The following is an 18,000-nucleotide window of genomic DNA, read 5'->3' as shown; positions in this document are numbered from 1 at the left end:
CCGTAATGTCCGATGCGGCCGTACTCCGGGGACATGCCCAGGAGCCGTCCGGCGTATGCCTTCGGGCAACCGGTGGCAGGGATCGCACCAGCGCCGCGGGAGAGATCCCGACGACCCCGCAGGCGAGCACGGCTTGCAATACAGTCGGCCGGATGGGGGATGAAGCGACGCTCCGCCTCACGGCGGTACTCGGAACCGAGGCGTCCGAGGCGCTGCGCGCCGCGGCGAGCTCCCGGAACCGGGAGGTCGACCTGGCCGAACCCCGCTGGACGGCGGCGGGCTACACCGGGGCGCGGCTCGCCGCGGTGGTGGAGCGTTCGCGGCCGCCGGCACCGCAGCGGCCGCGCAAATACGTGGTCAAGGTCTGCCCCGCGGACGGCCGACGCCGCGAAGGCGCCCGCCACCATGCCGCCTTGGAGATGTCTCCGGCCGACTTCGCCGCCCGCCATCTGGTCTCCATGGAAGGCGACCCGATCGGACTGCCGGGCGGGGGCGAGCTGTTGCTGCAGAACATCGCCGGCGCGAGCCTGGCCCGCTGCCGTCCGATGTCGGAGTTCGCCCCGGCCGACCGGGCCCTGACGGCCGCGGCGGTCGCCCGGGCGCTGACGCAGGACTGGACTGGGGAGACCACCTGGCACCTGGACGAGCTGACGGTGTCCGGCTTCCTGCGGGACGGACTCGACGTGACCTCCGCCGTGGCGGGAACCGACCTGGCGGACGCTCTCGGTGTCGACGCCACGCTGCTCGACCCCGGCGCCTGCTGGATCGAGACGGCCGAGGACGGCCCGCACAGACCACTGGTCAATCCGCTGGCCCTCCTCGACGGCTCGGTGGTCGGCCGTGACGACCGTGTGCAGTTCATCGCCGGGCTGACCCACCGGGACCTGCACGAGGACAACGTGCTCGTGCCGCGTGTCGACGGGAGAGTGGAGCACGAGTCCTTCCGTCTGGTCGACCTGTCGACGTTCGACGAGGCCGCCCCGCTCAGCGCCGACCTCGCCATGCTGGCGGTCTCCTCCGTCGTCCGCCTGCTGTCCGCCCAGACGCCCGCGCAGAACGAGGCACTGCTGCACCACCTCGTCGACCGCACCGCGGCGGCGGCCGGCGACCCGCCCTCCGACGCGACCGCACTCGTCGACGCCGTGCGCTACGCGGCCATGCCCTCCTTCCTCCAGGCCGAGTTCGAGGAGAACTGGTCCGAGCAACTCCTGCTCTCCTTGGTCGCCACCGCCCTCCTCCACCTGTCCTTCGAGAACGTCGACGCCGAGGCCCGCTGGTGGCTGCTGCGCCTCGCCGCCCACGCCGGCACCGCGTTCCTGGAGTCCAGGGGTGTGCACGCACCCGAGGTCCGGCGGCTGTTCGACCGCGTGGCCGTCACGGCGGTACCTCGAACGAGGACGAGCGTGAGCCGCCCATCGGAGGGCGCCGCCGAACCGCTGCGCGTCGAGGACGGGTTCCACCGATCCCTGCTGGTCGTCGTACCCGGCGACGACCAGGACGAGGAATCCGGAGCGGTGCGGGAAACGCTCGCGACGGCGGTCCGCTCGTTCCGCGCGATCGGATACGAGAGCGCGGGCGACGTCGTCGTGCCCCTCACCGGCCCGCAGGTCCCGAGGGACCTGCTCGCGCAACGGCTGGCGCGGACCGGGCCGCGGGACGCCGTCGCGGTCTACGTCACCGGCGTGGTCGAGCGTCTTGAGGCGACAGCCAGCAGGCCGCGCCAGTTGGTCCTGCACACTCCGCGCTCCCGGCCCGGGCACGACCGCGGCACCCTGCCGCTGACCTCGCTGCTGGAAGGCATGCGGGAACGGCCCCCGGGCGGCGGGACCGGATCCCTGCTGCTCGTGCTCGACGTACGCGGCGCCGACCCGGACGACGTGACGCGGGAGGCCGCCGCGATGATGGCGGACCTCGGCACGGGCGAGAGCCCTTCCGGAGGCCTGCACCTGGTGGTCGCGGTCCGCTCGGCGGGCGAGCCCGGCGCGGAATTCGCCACCGCGTGGGCGCACGCCCTGACCGCCGGCGACGACACGCCCCGCGACCAGCCCTACCTCGCGTTGGACGAGCTCGCCGACCGGCTGCGCGCGAGCGCCCCGCCCGGGTACGCGATCCGGGTGGCCTCTCCGACCCCGGCCGGTCCCAACCGCTGCCTGCCCAACCCCCGGCACCACCTCGCAGGCGTCGACCCCGGCGAGATGTCGTCCTGGTGGGAGCCCACGGCGCGGGCCTCGACGGGGGTCGGCAAGTCGGCCTGGTTCTTCAGCGGACGCCGCAAGCTGAACAAGCGGGTGACCGACTGGCTCGCCGACCCGGCCGAACCGGTGCTCGTCCTCACCGGAGCCCCGGGGTCGGGCAAGAGCACCGTCATGGCGCGCACGGTGGTGGCCACCGTACCGGACCTGCGGGAACGGCTACGCGGGCAGCCAGGAGCCTTCCGGCCCACGGAGACCGCGCCGGAGGACTTCCGTTTCGCCCTCACCATGCGACTGACGAAACTCACCCTGGAGGAGGTGAAGGCCCGCCTGGAGAGGGTGACGGAGACCTCCGGTGCGGGCGCGCCGCTGGTCATCGCCCTCGACGGCCTGGACGAGGCGTACGACCCGCACCGGATCGTCGCCGAGGTGCTGCGTCCCCTGGTCCAGCAGGCCCGGTCCGGCGGCCCCCGCCTGCTGATCGCCACCCGGAGCCGGCCGGTCGGGCACGACCCCACGGACGTACTGGCACCCTGGGGTGACCTGATCGGGCCCCTCGTCGGGGACGGTGGCACGGTCGTGGACGTGGGCGAAGCACCGTGGCTGGAGACCGGTGACATCGCCGAGTACTGCGAGCGGCTGCTCTCGGTCGAGGCCAACGACCGAGGAAACCCCAACACCTACGCCGCGAGCCCGCGGGCACGCCGCGTGCTCGCCCGCTCCATCGAGACCCAGGCCGGCCACTCCTTCCTGCTGGCCGCGCATGTCGCCCGCCGGCACACGCTGGACAGCGCACCGGCCGATGTGCAGAGCCCCGCGTGGCGTCGGCAGTTCCCGCAGCGCATCGGGGACGCGATGCGCCAGGAGATCGAGGCCTTCTACGGTGTGGAGGAGGCCGACCGACAACTGGCGCTGCTGCGCCCGCTCGCGTTCGCCGAAGGCATCGGACTCACCCGCGAAACGGCCGGTGCGACAGACCTGTGGGCGCTGCTGGCCACCCGACTGGATCCGGACGGGCGCACGTTCGGCGACGCGGACGTGACCGCGCTGCTGGAGCAGCGCGTGGCGACCCACCTGGTCATGGAGGTCGACGCGGGCGGCCCCAGCGCCTACCGCTTCCACCACGAGGCGCTCGCCGAATCGTTCCTGACCGGACGCGGCGACCGCACGGCGGCTCACCGGGCCATCACCGGGGCGCTGCTCGACACGCTGGTCACGGGTGGCACACGGGAGTGGCAGCGCGCGTCGGCCTATCTGCGGCGTGCGCTGCCCGAACACGCGCGCCAGGGCGGCGAGCTCACGTCCCTGGCCGACGACCCGGGGCTGCTGACGCACTGCGACCCGGACCGGCTGCACGAGGCGCTGGTCTCCTCGGGAACCCAACGACTCGTCTCCCTGAGCCGCCTGCTGCGCCCCTACCTGCACCGGCTGCGGACCGCCTCGCCACCGGGACGGGGCTTTCTGCTGTCGGTCGCCGCGACCGTGATGAACCGGCACGGACTCTCCGACGCGCTCGCCGCGGCGGCCGGCATGCCGGTGTCCGTCACCCATGTCCGGGTCCGTCACGAGGCGCTGCGGCAGTCGGTGGCCGAGGGCGCGCCGGTGTCGGCCCTGGCATGCGCGGACAGCCGCCACGGCGACCCGTTGCTCTTCCTCGCCAACGGCCGCTTCCTCGACGTGCGCGACCCGGACTCGGGCGCGCTCGTCGAGACGATACTGACCGGGGCGGACGAGGTGTGGGCCATGACCGCCTACCTCGACGACGACGGCTTCCCCGTCGTCGCGACGGCCGGCCGGGACGGCGGCGTCCGGGTCTGGGACGCGACGACGCGCGCCCTGCGGGCCGAACACCCGGTGGACTTCCGCCGCGGCCTCGTCCACGGCGTCGGTGCCGACGGCGAGGCGTTCCTCGCCGGGTGGACGGACGAACACATCGGCATCTGGCGCCCGGGCCGGACCGGCGAGGTGCTCGTGCTGCCCCTGGAATGGGAGCCGGGACGTCAGCCCATCACCACGGCGACAGTGGTGCGGGACCGCGACGGCACCAACCTGCTGGCGGTGGCCGCCGGTGGCAGAGTCACCGTCTGGGAGCCCGACACCGGTCGCCTGCGCCACACGATCGATCTCGACGCGGCCTTCAACATCCAGCTCGCGGCACTGCAACCGGACCGCGCCGACGGCGTGTTGCTGATCACGACAGGTCTGCACTCGAAGGAGGCACTGTTGTGGCGGTCGTCGACCGGCACGCGCCCATGGCCCTTCCCGGAGGTCCCGGTCTGCACCGCGAGCTGGGAGGGCGAGGGCGGATCCGGCATCGCGCTCGGGTACGTCAGCGGCGCGGTCGACCTGTGGAACGGCGACGAGCACACCCCGCCGCGCCGCTTGCAGGACGCGGGCATGTCCGTCCACGCCGTGCACATCGGCCCCACCGGAGTGCCGCGGCCGGCGATCGTGGCTGTGGACACCGTCGGCCGTATCCGGGTGTGGGAATGGGGCCCGGGCCGGGACTCGACCACGCTGGTCGGCTCGGCCGCCCACGCCCTCGCCATGGGCGCGCTGCGCCAAGGCGGACGCTATGTGGCGGTCGGGCACAACAGCGGTGCGGACCTGTGGCGGCTCGACGAGGTGAGCCAGGACCCGGAGGCGTACGACCTGCACGACGCCGACGCCCATCTGATCGCCGTCGACGCGATGTCGGCCGTCTTCGCCACGCTCGGAGACGACGGCCGCATCCACCTCTGGTCCGCGCGCAGCGGACGCTCCGTGGGCGCGTTGCCCATTCCCACGGGCCATCCCTTCGCGGTCGTCGGGTGGAGCGGGCCCGACGGCGGCCGGATCGCCGTGACCTCGTCCACGCTGCTGCAGATCTTCGCGCTCGAACCCGGCACGGGCGTGCTGCTGGAACGAGGGCTGACGGCACCCGGCCGGCTCGCGGTGCTCGAACGTCCCGGGCGGGTCCTGCTGGCCGTGGCCGACCGTCAGCAGGTCCTCGTCGTGGATCCGGCCACCGGCGACATGCGTGACCTGGACGTGCCCGCGGCGACCCCCTCGGGCCGGCCGTTGTCGGAGGCCGGCCGCAAAGTGATCAGCCTCGCGTGGGTGTCCACGCCGGGCCCCGACCCGGTCCTGGTCGCGGGCACCCAGGGCGGCCTGCTGGTCCGCTGGTCATGGAGCGACGACGGGCCCGCCCGGGCACTGCCACCCCTCGCCGAGGAGTTGGGCATGGTCACGGTCGTCATGCCCGTGCCCGGCGGCGACGGCATGCGGGTACTGGCGGGCGACACCCACGGTGGCCTGGCGGTGTACGACGCCGTCGACGGCTCGCTCGTGCACGACCTGACGAGGGACGACGCACGCGTCATCGGAGCCACCGTCGTGGCGGCGTCGCCTCCGGTCGTGGTCACCGGCCACAGCGCCGACGACGCCCGCGGGCTGAGGATCTGGAACCCGGAGACCGGCGGCCAGTCGGGCGCCGTGGTCCACCGGTCGCGTGCACACGACGCCTTTGTCGGTCCGCCCAGGGCCGGCCGGACGGCGGACGGCCGGCCGTTCGTGGTCTACGTGGTCGAGGACGGCGTGGAGCTGCTCCGGCTGGACCGACCGAGCCACGACACCACACCGGTGCGGCTGTTGCTGCCCTTCACCGTCAACGACGTCACCGTCCAGGGCGACAGGGTGTACCTCGCGGGCGGGGGAGGCTATCTGATGCTCACCGTCGTTTGTCCGCCGGCCGAGGCGGACCTGCCGGTGTCTTCTCGGGGTGACCATGATTCCTGAATCGGCCCCGGGGCGGGCACGCACTTCGGCGCTGGACGCGCCGAGCGGTGTGGAGGAGCTCAGCGAGTGCCTGGGCGACGAGCGCGCGGCGCGGGCACTGGTCGCATGGGCCGAGGCCATCCCGGCGACCGTGCGGCCCACGCACCCCAGGTGGGCCCCGTCCGGCAAGGGGTACACCGGAGCGGTGCTGGCAGCCGTGACGGTCACACCGGGCCCCGGAGTCGTCGTGGTCAAGCTGTGTCCCGCCGATCAGCGCGCGAAACACGCCGCCCACACGCGGGCGCGACGTGCCTCCGAACTCCGCGGTGACTTCGCCCGCCGGCACCTCACCCGGCAGCTCTACCCGCCGCACCCGGTGGGCGACGGACGGCTGCTGACGTTCCAGAGCCCCGCCGGCGACGACCTGCGCAACGTCGTCACGATGGCGCAGCTGAACGACGAGGACCTGCGATCGACCTTTCGCACCGTCGTCACCGGCCTCGTCTCCGACTGGAACCAGGGACTCGAGTCCAAGGACACCGAACTCGTGAGCGTCTCCGAGTTCCTGCGGCGCGAACTCGACGCATCGGTCGCCGAGGCCGGTTCGGCACGGGCTTACGGCGCCGGGATCGAGAGTCTGCGCCCCGACACGGCTTGGATCGAGGTCGGCGGCATCGTCCTGCCGAATCCGCTGGCCATGTCCCTCGGCGACGACGAGCTGCCCGACCCCCTGATCCTGGTCGTGCACGGGCTCGCCCACGGTGACCTGCATCTGCACAACGCCCTGGTGCCCCTGCGCAGGGGCACGTTGTGTCCGGAAGCCTTTCGGCTCATCGACCTGTCCACCTTCGCCGAAGACGCCCCGCTCACCCGGGACGTGGCGACACTGATGCTGTCGGTCCTGGCCCAGAGAGCGCCGACCGGCCTGATCGACGAGCACGAGCTCGCACTGCTGCGCCACCTGGTCGATCCGAGGGACGCGTACGTGGCCCACATCGTGCCGGAACTGGCGCTTCTGGTCGATGACTTGCACTCCTCCTGTACCGACGTGGCACCGGGCGGCTGGCAGGCTCTGTGGTCGGACGAGCTGCTGCTGTCCGTCCTTGCGACGGCGTTGCGCTTCACGACCTACGAGGACCTGGGCGACGCCCGCAGGTGGAGGTTCTTCCGTCTGGCGGCCCACGCGGGCGGCGAGTTGCTGTCGCGGCACGGGGTGACCCCGCCCTCGTCGGCGCCCGCGGTCTCGCCCCCGGCGCAGGCAGGTATGGCAGGGTGCGCGTCCACGGCCACCCCTACCACGACCGTCGCCGCGCCACCGGTGAACCGGCTCCCCGTCCCGCACATGGCCCCCGCCGTGCCGACCGACTTCGTCGACCGGCCCGCGGAAGGCACCGACCTGCTGCGTTCCCTCTTGGCGGCTGCCGCGGCTGCCGCGGCGGGTGAGCGGGTGCCGAAGGAAAGACACAGTTCGACCGGTGACCACCGGCCGTCCTTCCTGACGGTGTATCAGGACCAGCTCCACACCTGGTTGGTGCTGCCCGCGCATCCGAAGCCCTGGACCGGCTGACCGTCCTTCCCGGACGAGGTCGCCTCCGCGTCCAGGCAGAAGCCGTCCGGGACGCTGACCAGTGTCCGTCCGCCGGACGGACCGGAGGCGCCGAGGCGCCACCGCTGGGCGCTCAGCCCGTTGCAGATCCTGGCGCGGATCTTCTGGCCGTTCTGGCCGACGGTGCCGAGGTCGGCGTCCAGGCAGCGGTGGTTGCCCTGATCGACGACGATGTACTGGGAGCTCTGGCCGGGCACGCGATGCAGAGCCCACTTCTGGTCAGCTGTGCCGTGGCACGTCCACACCTGGACGTCCGGACCGTCCCCGCCCGTGGCCCCGGTGTGGGCGTCGAGACACCTGGCGACCGAGGCGCCGTCGACGCTCTCGGTCACGGTCAGCGAACCGACCTGCACCGGCCCGCGCGCCGTGCCGTACAGCAGCTTCTTGGTTTCCGTGCCGGCCTTCCCGTTCACGGCGATCCCGGCCTCGGTCTGGAAGGCCTTGAGCGCGGTGACCGTGGCCTCCCCGAACTGCCCGTCGACCGTGACGTGCAGTCCGTAGCCTGCGAGCAGCAGTTGCAGGGCCTTGACGCAGTCGCCGTGGGCTCCCGAGGCGATCTCGGCGGCGCAGGCGGCGGACCGAAGGTCCAGGGACGTGGGATTCCCCGTGCCGGCCGGACTCGACGGCTTGCCCGCCGCCCGGTCCGTCTTCGGCGGTGTGGAGGTGGGCGCGCTCCTGGAGACGCTGGGCGCCGGGTTCGGGTTTCCGGACACGGCCGGGGATGTCTCCGGCCGAAGGGACGCCGGCGTCCGGCTGTCGCCTTGTTGCAGCAGCGCCACGGTGACACCCGCGGCGACCAGGACGGCCGCCGTCGCGGCCCCCACGATCAACCGTCCGCGCTTCCTGGATGCGGCAGGGGCGGCTGTCGCGCCGAGTGCGGGGGATTCGGCGGGCGGGACGGAGGGCGCGGCGGCGGGAAGTGCCTCGGGCCGCCTGTCGTGGAGGGGGGCACGCTTGGAGGGGCGTTTGCGTGCGGCTTGCGAGGGCCCGCCGGTCGGCGCCGACAACTGGTGTCCGATGGCGGTCCTGAACACCGTCTCCGGTAATGGCCGTTGCTCGGGATCCTTGTCCAGGCAGGTACGGATGAACGCGGCCAGTTCCGCATCGACGTCCGCCACCTTGTCGAGGACTCCCTCCCGTGGCGAGTCGAAGGCCACCCGGTGCAGGACGTCGACACCCGTGCCCTCGCCGAACGGCGCCTGCCCCGCGACGGCGTAGGTGAGGGTGGAGGCCAGGGAGAAGACGTCGGAGGCGGCGGTCACCTCCAGGCCTCTGGTCTGTTCCGGGGACATGTAGGCAGGGGTCCCCACGTTCTGGCCCGTGGCGGTGAGGGAGGTGGCGTCGCCGGCCTGGACGACGCCGAAGTCGATGACGCGGGCACCGTCGGCTCCCAGGATCACATTGGACGGTTTGAGGTCGCGGTGAACGAGCCCCGCACGCCATATGGCCTCGATCGCCCGCCCCACGTCCGCCAGCAGCCGCCAGGCCGCCGCCGCGTCGAGCGGGCCGCGCTCGGTGACGACGTCCGAGAGGGTGGGCCCCGGTATGTACTCGGTGGCGACCCAGACCAGGTCCTCATCGCAGCCGCTGCCCATCAGCCGCACGATGTGCGCTCCCTTGACGCGGTCCAGCGCGCCGGCCTCCCGCTCGAAACGCTTCCGGAACAGCGGGTCTTCCGCGTATTCGGGCCGGATCACCTTGACCGCGGCCAGACCTGTCCCGCCGGTGGTGTCCCGGCCGAGATAGACCCGGCCCATGCCACCGCTGCCGAGCACCGCCTCCAACCGGTACGGACCCGCCTGCCTCGGATCGCTCTTCCGCAGCGGGATCACGGGCGGCGGTTCCATACCGACCGCTGCGTAGGCCAATATCTCGGACCGGCTGCGGTGCTGCACTGGCATGGGGTTCCTGGTCTCTCGCGTGACGCGTGTGAGCGCGAGATTAGCGCAGCACACTTGTACGGCAGGCGAGTTGGCCGGATTCGGCCCGGTGTCCGAGGCGGTCCACTGGACGCCCTTGTTCCAGGTGACGGTTGACTCACGTGCTCGCGGTCTCCGTCGTCGCGGGCCGCCGCCCGGGCCGATCGGCGCCGAGGTCATGTGTGGATGGGTCGGCGCCGACCGCCCAGCGTTGGAGACGTACTTCGGTCAGATGGTGTCGGTCGGGAGTTCGCCCGTGAAGGCGGCGGCCATGCGGAGCCAGGGGGCGGCCTCGTCGTGGCGTGCCTGGCGTTCCAGAGTGCGTCCGAGCATCAGGTGGGCGTAGTGCTCGACCGGGTCACGGTCGATGATCTCGCGCAACTGCTCCTCGGCACGCCGCAGTTGCGCGGAGTGGTAGTACGCGCGGGCCAGCAGCAGTCGGGGGCCGGTCTGCTCGGGGACTTCCTCGACGACGGCGGCAAGCAGCTTGGCGGCCCCGGCGTAGTCCTTCGCCTCGAAGCGCGCTTGGGCCCGCTCCCAACGCTCGACGGTGGTCTCCTCGGGGGGGACGCCGACACCATGGTCGAAGAGGTGCCGGGCAGTTGCCCAGCGGTCGGCCGCGACATCGCCGTTCGGCTGGTAGTCGTTGAGGTTGTCGATCACGACGTTTGCCTTCCTGGAGTCGTGTGCGGTGGCCGTCCGGCGTTCTCGAAGCCGGACGGCCACTGTTGAAGTCCTCGACGGTCCGAGGACTCAGTCGTTCGATGCCGCGGACATGCGCTCGGCGTCGCGAGCGGCGACCAGTGAGGTGTGTGTCGGAGCGTCGGGCACGGTGGCGGGTCGGTACTTGGCGAATTCCTCGCGCAGGACGGGGACGACTTCTTCGCCGAGGATGTCGAGCTGTTCCAGCACGGTCTTGAGGGGTATGCCGGCGCCGTCCACGTTGAACAACTGTCGCTGGTAGTCCCCGAAGTGCTCGCGGAACGTGAGCGTTTTCTCGATGACCTGCTGGGGGCTGCCGACGGTCAGTGGGGTCTGGTCCATGTACTGCTCCAGGGAGGGGCCGCCGCCCATCTGGGGGGAGTGGTCGAAGAAGGGGCGGAACTCGCGCAGGGCGTCCTGGGAGTTGTGGCGCATGTAGATGTGGCCGCCGACGCCGACGATGGCTTGTTCGGGGGTGCCGTGGCCGTAGTGGGCGTAGCGCTCGCGGTAGAGGTTGATGAGTTTCTGGAAGTGCTCCTTGGGCCAGAAGATGTTGTTGGCGAAGAAGCCGTCGCCGTAGTAGGCGGCCTGTTCGGCGATTTCGGGGGAGCGGATGGAGCCGTGCCAGACGAACGGGGGTACGTCGTCCAGTGGGCGGGGGGTGGAGGTGAAGGACTGCAGGGGTGTGCGGAACCTGCCTTCCCAGTCGACGGTTTCCTGGCGCCAGAGCTGGTGGAGGAGGGCGTAGTTCTCGATGGCGAGCGGGATTCCCTGGCGGATGTCCTTGCCGAACCAGGGGTAGACGGGGCCGGTGTTGCCGCGGCCCATCATGAGGTCGACGCGTCCGTCGGCGAGGTGCTGGAGCATCGCGTAGTCCTCGGCGATCCTCACCGGGTCGTTGGTGGTGATCAGTGTGGTGGCCGTGGAGAGGATGATGCGGTGGGTGCGCGCGGCGATCCAGCCGAGCACGGTGGTGGGGGAGGAGGGCACGAACGGCCGGTTGTGGTGCTCGCCGGTCGCGAAGACGTCGAGGCCCACCTCCTCGGCCTTCTGCGCGATGGCCACCATCGCCTTGATCCGCTCGTGCTCGGTCGGTGTCCGGCCGGTGGTCGGATCGGTGGTCACGTCACCGACGGTGAAGATCCCGAACTGCATCGCACCCATCTCCATGCGGTTGATGTATCAACTGCACGGTGAACGTGGCGAGGAGCCTCGGTATTCCAGCAGCTTCTCGTCTGCCGCGACCAGGGCGATCCTGTGTGATGCGGTCCTTTGGAGCCGAAGCACACGTCTCTCGGAGCGCAGTTCTCCGACTACGGCAGCACCGACGTCCTGAGTGTCGTGGAGGTGCCGCCGCCCACCCCGGGCCGGCGCGCGTTCTCGCCCTCGTGGCGTTCGACGCCGCGGACACCGGCATCCAGGTCCTCCTGCGAACAGTTCGGATCCGCCGGATCCTGCTGCGCGCCCGACGACAAGTCAGGCGCGCAGCCCCTTGAGCCCGTCGTAGGCCGCCATCACGACCTCGAGTCCCCGGTAGTCGTCCCCGGGCTCGCGCATCTGATTCGGCACGTACGACACCGCCATGCGCGCCTCGGGTTCGATCATGACCGTCGCACCGCCCCAGCCGCTCCAGCCGTACGTATTGCCGAAGAGGCCGTACCCCATGCCGTAGCGCATCGGCATGCCCAGGAGGCGGTCCTCGCCGCGGAACTGTTCCTCCCACGCACGAGCACAGCCGGCCTGCGACAGCAGCCGCACCCCGCGCACCGTTCCGCCGCACGCCATCACCGACTGCACGAGAGCGACCGAGCGGGCGTTGCCGAATCCGCTCGCCGCGGGGATCTCCGCGCGCCGCCAGGCGACGCTGTTCCCGTCACGGACCCGTATCCCGCCTCCGGCGGTAGGGGTTGCGGTCCTACCGGGCGCGCTCGAGACGTAGTCCTCGTCGCGCGCGAGCGGCGGGATCGTGAGCGCGACCCGGTGGTCGTGCTCGGCGGACAGCCCGATGTGGAAGTCCGCGCCCAGCGGCCCGGCCACCTCGGCGGCGAAGAACTCGCCCAGGGTGCGGCCGGTGATCCGGCGTACGACCTCGCCGACGAGGAACCCCTGGGTGAGCGAGTGGTATCCGGCCGCGGTGCCCGGCTCCCACCGCGGAGCCTGCGCGGCGAGCCGCGCCGTGGCGGACGGCCAGTCGTAGAGATCCCCGGTCGTCGTCGGCCCGTCCCAGTCGGGCAGGCCCGCGGTGTGCGCGAGCAGGTGCCGCACCAGCACCCCGTCCTTGCCCGCCGCGGCGAACTCCGGCCAGTACCGGGCCACCGGCGCGGTCAGGTCGAGCTCGCCACGGTCGGCGAGGACGAGGGCACACAGCGCCGTCATCGTCTTGGTGACCGACCAGACGCCCGCGATCGTCTCGCGCTGCCACGGGACCGTGCGGTCCCTGTCGGTGAATCCGCCCCAGACGTCCACCACCGGCTCACCGTCCACGAAGACCGCCACCGAGGCGCCCACGTCTCCGGCGTCGAGCAACTCGGCGAGTGCGCCGGGTACCGCGGAGAAGAGATCGTCGTACGAACCCTGAATCTCGGCCATGCGCGGAACATAGCCCGCATCGCACCACCGCGGTCAACCGAATATCCGCTGAGTGAGGTGGCGGACCATGGCCGGGTCACGGTGGTCGAAGAACGGAGACCTGCCGGCGTCCAGGCCGGCGATGGACGTCATCTGGTCGTCCGTGAGCCCGGAGTCGAAGACGCCGGTGTTCTCCGCCATACGGTCGGCGCGTACCGACGTGGGGAGCGCGACGACGCCGCGCTGGGACAGCCGGCGGAGCACGACCTGTGCCGCGGACTTGCCGTTCCTGGCCCGTCTTCCCCACCCGCCGAGCGAACCGGTCACACGTGTGGCAGCCGCCCTCCGTGCCGCGGCCCTCGACGGCGACCCACCGGGCTCAGACCCGTGACGATCTCGCTTCGCACATGTCACAGCCGGCTCGGGGCGACACGGACGTTGACGTTCTTCATCAGTGGCTGATTGCTTTGCGTGCTGTAGTCGGCAGCGCCGATGAGGGCGTTCATCTCGGGCATGTACCCCGCCGCGCAGCCTCGGGGCATGTCGTAGCTCAACGCCCGGTACCCGGTGAGGGAACGCTTGCTGCCGTCCTTGGAGGTGGCCGTGATGTCGACCAGGCTGCCGGGGGTGATGCCACGGGAGCGCATGTCGGCGCGGTTCATGAGGACGAGTGTGCGCAGGTTCTTGATACCCCGGTAGCGGTCGTCGTCGGAGTAGATGGTCGTGTTCCACTGGTCGTGGGAGCGCATCGTCTGCAGCACCAACATGTCGTCCTTGGGCACGACATCCGGCAGTACGGCGGCGGAGAACTCGGCCCGGCCGGACGGGGTGCGGAAGACGAGTTCGCGGGCCGGTTGCCTGATCCGGAACCCCAGCGGCAGCCGCACGCGGCGGTTGAAGTCCTCGAAGCCGTCCAGGACTTGGGCCATGGTGTCCCGGATACGGTCGTAGTCCTCGATGTACTGCTCCCACGGGACGGCGCTGTCGGGAAGAGTCGCCCGCGCCATGCAGGCGATGATGGCGGGTTCGGACAGCAGATGCGGCGACGCCGGGCGCTTCATGCCGAGCGACAGGTGCACCATGCTCATGGAGTCCTCGACGGACGTGGCCTGCGGCCCACGGCGCTGGTGATCCTTCTCCGTCCGGCCGAGACACGGCAGGATGAGTGCCTTCTTGCCGTGGATCACATGGCTGCGGTTGAGCTTCGTGCTGACGTGGACCGTCAGCCCGCAGCGTCGAAGTCCTTCGGCGGTGTACGTGGTGTCGGGTGCGGCCATCGCGAAGTTGCCGCCCATTCCGACGAACACCTTGACCGTGCCCCGGTGCATTCCTTCGACCACGCCGACTGTGTCCAGCCCGTGCGCACGGGGCGGGTCGATCCCGCAGACGTCGGCGAGCCGGTCGAGGAACTCGGGTGTGGGCCGGTGGTCGATGCCACAGGTACGGTTCCCCTGCACGTTGCTGTGCCCGCGCACGGGTGACGGCCCGGCGCCCTCGCGCCCGAGGTTCCCGCGCAGCAGCAGGAGATTGACGATCTCCCGGACGGTGTCCACACCGTGTTCGTGCTGGGACACCCCAAGACACCAGCTGATCAGGGTCCGGTCGGACCGCGAATACACGTCGGCGGCCTTCAGGATGTCCGCACGCGTCAGCCCGGACTGGCGCTCCAGCTCCTGCCACGGTGTCGCCTGGCACAGGGCCCGGTACTCCTCGAACCCCTGGGTGTGGCGGTCGATGAACTCGCGGTCGAGTGCCTTCGGGTTCGAGGCCGACTCCTCGATCACCGCCTTGGCCATGCCGCGCAGGAGCGCCATGTCGCCGCCCGAACGGACCTGCAGGTTGAGCGTGCTCGTGCGCGTCGACTTGAACAGGGCCATGTCGACGAACTCGTGCGGGACGATGGTCCGGGTGGCGGCAGCCTCGATGAGTGGATTGACGTGCACGATCTGCGCACCCCGCCGATATGCCTCGGCGAGCGCGGTCAGCATGCGCGGAGCGTTGGAGGCCGCGTTGACGCCCATGATGAACAGGGCGTCGGCACTCTCCCAGTCGGCGAGGTCGGCCGTGCCCTTTCCGGTGCCGAGCGACGCCTGCAGGGCGCGTCCGGACGCCTCGTGACACATGTTGGAGCAGTCGGGCAGATTGTTGGTGCCGTACTCACGGGCCATCAACTGGTACAGGAACGTCGCCTCGTTGCCGAGGCGTCCCGAGGTGTAGAAGGCGGCTTCGTTCGGGTCGTCGAGGGCCCGCAGCTCGCTTCCGACGAGCTCGAACGCGGCCTTCCAGGTGATGGGCTCGTAGTGGTCCGTCTCCTCGTTGTAGACCATCGGCTCCGTCAGCCTGCCCGTGTCCTCCAGCGCGAAGTCGGTCCATGTCGCCAGCTCCGAGACGGAGTGCGCGGCGAACAGCTCACGTCCCGCACGCTTGGGCGTCATCTCCCAGGTGACGTGCTTGATGCCGTTCTCACAGATGTCGAGCTTGAGACCCTTGGTGTCGTCGGGCCACGCGCAGCCCGGGCAGTCGAACCCCCCGCTCTCGTGGTTCATCTTGAAGATGGCGCGTGGTCCGTCGATCAGCGTGTGTTCCCGCAGGAGGACGTGTGTGACGCTCTTGGCGGCACCCCAGCCGGCGGCCGGATGATGGTAGGCCCGCTGCGACGGCTGCTTGTCTGTGGTGGGCCCCTCGCCCCCGGCCGGTGTCTTTGCGCCGTGCGGCGGTTCGTTCTCCGCGACAGCCTTGTCGGCATCGTAGGTAGTCATGCTCATCGACCCTTCGTGTCTGCCGCCGAAGGAGTATGTGGAAACGCTACAACCATCCTGTGGCTCTCTCAATCGGGGCTTCAGGTGGTCCGATGAAGGCGCTCGAGCAGCACATAGGCGCGCTGCTCCGCGGCCGCCAGCTGGGCGGGGTCGACCTCCGCCGCGTACAGTTCCCCGGCGGCGGCGTCGTCCGCCTCGCGCAGTTCCACCACTGCCACGGCCAGCTGTGTCTGAACGGCGGGGTGCGGTACGGCTGTGGAGTCGGCCAGTGCCTGTTCGGCGCGCGCGGATGCTTCGCCGCACGCGGCCAGCGCTCGTTCCACACGTGCTGCCGGACGCCCGTGGACGACCAGCAGGGCACATGCCAGACCGATGAGGATGCCGAGGACACTGCCCAGCGTCCGGTCGTGGACGAGCGTTCCCACAGGAGCCGGGGATGCCAGGTCGCTCATCAGCAGTGCGAGCGGCGTGAGGAAGACGACGCCGAGGCCGTAGTTCCGGGCCACGGTGTATTCCAGCAGGAATTCGAAGACCACGATCAGGGCGACGAGAGCTGTCGGCGCCGGGTGGGTGGCCAGCACGCCGAACGCGATCAGGAGTCCGGCCGCCGTGCCCAGGGTGCGTTGCAGGGCACGCTCCAAGGTGGAGCGGACGTTGACGGAATGCAGTACGGCGGCCGCGGACAATGCGGCCCAGTAACCGTGTCCAAAGCTCAGGAACGCGGCCGTGCCACCTGCCAGGCCGGTGCCGAGAGCCATCCGGAACGCGGGGACGACGAGTACCGCGACATGGCCTGGGCTGCCGGCACCGGTGCCCACGGTCAGTTCGGCGGCGCGCCGGGCCGCGGGACCGGCCTCGTCCGGATGGCCGGGTGCCGTATCTGCGGACGGGGTGTACCGGGCGGACGAGGCGGACCGGAACATCGGACAGGGCAGCGGGGACGGGGGGCGGCGGTACCTGACGGTCAGGTACCGAGCCTGCACACGCAGATACCGTGCTGTCGGGGCGTCGGGAGTCTGTCGGCGCGCGGAGGTGATCAGGAGCGACCAGGCGAGGTCGGTCAGGAAAACACATGTCCCGCTCCGCTCACCGTGCCGCTCAGCGGTTGTCAGGGGGCCCAGGCCGAGCGACTGATACGCCCGTAGGACGGCGGCGGTCGCCCGGTGCCGTGTGTGCCAGGCGCCATCGGCTCCTCCGCCTTGTTCCAGCAGGTCGGCGAGTTCACGGAGGGCCACGGCCACCGCGAGCCGCTGCGGGCGGTCCGGGTGCACGACCCAGCCCACCAGTGCCAGTGCCCAGGCCGTGGCCGCGCCTGTCGCGGCGAGCCCCGTCTGGGTGAGCACGTCGGTGAACCGGTCGGCAGGGCCGTTGGCCGCCACGGCGAACGAGAAGAGCATCAGCACGGCACCGAGGCCACTCAGCCGTGTCGCGTCGCAGAGGAACTTCGCCAGGCCGGCCGTGACCGCCATCGCGGCAATCACCAGGGCAGCGCCGAGACCTCCCGCCTGCGGATCGGTCAGTGCGGCGAGCGTCGCACCAAGGCCGACGCACATCGTCATGGCCACCGCGGCGACGGCGAGGACGCGGGCACGACGGCGGTAGGGCAGGTTGCGCCCGAACGTGGTGGTGAACGCGCCCAGCATGGGAAAGACGGCGAGCGCGGTTCGTCCGGAGAGCACCAACGGCACTGCGGGCAGTGCCATGGCAAGCGCCGCGCGCAGAGCGAAGAGAAGCGCTCCGTCCACTGCGTGCAGGGTGAGCACGCCGCGCGGCGAGAGTACGCGCGTCAATGCGGTGCGGTGACGGTGGGACATGCCCACTTCTTCGAGATCAGTGAACGAGGATTCCTGCGAAGAGGTTGATGGCGGTAGCCAGAATGCTGGTGCCGAAGACGTACGACAGCAATGTGTGCCGGAGCACCATCGAGCGGATCGTCCCACTGGAGACGTCGGTGTCGGAGACCTGGTAGGTCATGCCGAGGTTGTAGCTGAAGTAGAAGAAGTCCCGGTACGCCGGGGGCTGGTCGGAGTTGAAATCGATCCCGCCCCCGGAAGCCACGTAATAGACGTACGCGTAGCGGGTGGCGTACATCAGATGCAGTGCCGCCCAGGCCATGAACACGCCCAGCAGCGCCGTCGCGGCATGGCCGGTGTCGGAGTTGCCGAGCAGGAATACCACGATGCCGACCAGACCGCACAGAGCGACGGTGACGACGACGATTTCCTCGAGGACGGGGCGCAGGTCCTCGCGTCGGGCGTTGCCTCGGGTCGAGGCGGCGTCCATCGGCCACAGCACGATCCAGCCGACCACCACGAAGAATGTCTGGGTCGCGGCGATACCCGCGAGAATGGCCAGCGGTGTGTCGCCGGCCGATGCGACGGCCACGCCGACCGCCGCTCCGACGACGACCGAGATGGCAAGCCGTGGGACTGCGGAAAGCGACAAACGGATGTTCACGCTCACAAGCCACAACGGTAGTGCTTCGTGGCTGCTCGGCA

Annotated in this window: 10 protein-coding genes; 2 read left to right on the top strand and 8 right to left on the bottom strand. The window is 70.8% G+C overall.

Annotated elements, in window-relative coordinates; translation table 11 throughout:
• Positions 1–152: 152 nt before the first annotated feature.
• Positions 153–5,969, top strand: coding sequence for a hypothetical protein (locus ACZ69M_RS26125; RefSeq protein ID WP_470053405.1), 5,817 nt, complete (start codon positions 153–155; stop codon positions 5,967–5,969).
• The gene (locus ACZ69M_RS26120; RefSeq protein ID WP_470053403.1) at positions 5,959–7,515 is read left to right on the top strand and encodes a hypothetical protein; all 1,557 of its coding nucleotides are present in this window, start codon (positions 5,959–5,961) and stop codon (positions 7,513–7,515) included. The genes ACZ69M_RS26125 and ACZ69M_RS26120 overlap by 11 nt, the downstream gene beginning before the upstream one ends.
• Here the strand turns inward: ACZ69M_RS26120 and ACZ69M_RS26115 are convergent.
• The 8 genes from ACZ69M_RS26115 to ACZ69M_RS26080 all read right to left on the bottom strand — a co-directional run bounded on the left by ACZ69M_RS26115 (position 7,455) and on the right by ACZ69M_RS26080 (position 17,959).
• Positions 7,455–9,455: a protein kinase domain-containing protein gene (locus ACZ69M_RS26115; RefSeq protein WP_470053401.1), complete on the bottom strand. Its 2,001-nt coding sequence runs from the start codon at positions 9,453–9,455 to the stop codon at positions 7,455–7,457. The two genes, ACZ69M_RS26120 and ACZ69M_RS26115, sit on opposite strands and share 61 nt — an antisense overlap.
• 246 nt (positions 9,456–9,701) lie before the next feature.
• Positions 9,702–10,136, bottom strand: coding sequence for a tetratricopeptide repeat protein (locus tag ACZ69M_RS26110; RefSeq protein ID WP_470053399.1), 435 nt, complete (start codon positions 10,134–10,136; stop codon positions 9,702–9,704).
• A gap of 90 nt (positions 10,137–10,226) precedes the next feature.
• Positions 10,227–11,330 (bottom strand): LLM class flavin-dependent oxidoreductase, encoded by a 1,104-nt coding sequence (locus ACZ69M_RS26105; protein ID WP_470053877.1) that lies wholly within the window; start codon positions 11,328–11,330, stop codon positions 10,227–10,229.
• Between the two features lie 321 nt (positions 11,331–11,651).
• Positions 11,652–12,764: a serine hydrolase domain-containing protein gene (locus tag ACZ69M_RS26100; RefSeq protein ID WP_470053397.1), complete on the bottom strand. Its 1,113-nt coding sequence runs from the start codon at positions 12,762–12,764 to the stop codon at positions 11,652–11,654.
• A gap of 33 nt (positions 12,765–12,797) precedes the next feature.
• On the bottom strand, positions 12,798–13,070 hold the full coding sequence (locus tag ACZ69M_RS26095) for a hypothetical protein (protein WP_470053396.1): 273 nt from the start codon (positions 13,068–13,070) through the stop codon (positions 12,798–12,800).
• Positions 13,071–13,153: 83 nt separating this feature from the next.
• Complete coding sequence (locus ACZ69M_RS26090; RefSeq protein WP_470053394.1) at positions 13,154–15,502, bottom strand: FdhF/YdeP family oxidoreductase; 2,349 nt, start codon at positions 15,500–15,502, stop codon at positions 13,154–13,156.
• An 80-nt stretch (positions 15,503–15,582) separates the two neighbouring features.
• Positions 15,583–17,316, bottom strand: a complete 1,734-nt coding sequence (locus ACZ69M_RS26085; RefSeq protein WP_470053392.1) for an FUSC family protein — start codon at positions 17,314–17,316, stop codon at positions 15,583–15,585.
• A 16-nt stretch (positions 17,317–17,332) separates the two neighbouring features.
• Positions 17,333–17,959, bottom strand: a complete 627-nt coding sequence (locus ACZ69M_RS26080) for a DUF1345 domain-containing protein (protein WP_470053875.1) — start codon at positions 17,957–17,959, stop codon at positions 17,333–17,335.
• Positions 17,960–18,000 lie beyond the last annotated feature (41 nt).

The sequence above is a fragment of the Streptomyces sp. NPDC107454 genome, from assembly GCF_055582885.1.
The sequence above is the reverse complement of the archived record's forward strand: the minus strand, read 5'-3'. Positions and strand labels throughout refer to the sequence as shown.

Bases quoted from the DNA above. Each gene is read 5' to 3' on its own strand.
- ACZ69M_RS26125 (WP_470053405.1), top strand. From the start codon at position 153: ATGGGGGATGAAGCGACGCTCCGCCTCACGGCGGTACTCGGAACCGAG.
- ACZ69M_RS26120 (WP_470053403.1), top strand. From the start codon at position 5,959: ATGATTCCTGAATCGGCCCCGGGGCGGGCACGCACTTCGGCGCTGGAC.
- ACZ69M_RS26115 (WP_470053401.1), bottom strand. From the start codon at position 9,455: ATGCCAGTGCAGCACCGCAGCCGGTCCGAGATATTGGCCTACGCAGCG.
- ACZ69M_RS26105 (WP_470053877.1), bottom strand. From the start codon at position 11,330: ATGCAGTTCGGGATCTTCACCGTCGGTGACGTGACCACCGATCCGACC.
- ACZ69M_RS26100 (WP_470053397.1), bottom strand. From the start codon at position 12,764: ATGGCCGAGATTCAGGGTTCGTACGACGATCTCTTCTCCGCGGTACCC.
- ACZ69M_RS26090 (WP_470053394.1), bottom strand. From the start codon at position 15,502: ATGACTACCTACGATGCCGACAAGGCTGTCGCGGAGAACGAACCGCCG.
- ACZ69M_RS26085 (WP_470053392.1), bottom strand. From the start codon at position 17,316: ATGTCCCACCGTCACCGCACCGCATTGACGCGCGTACTCTCGCCGCGC.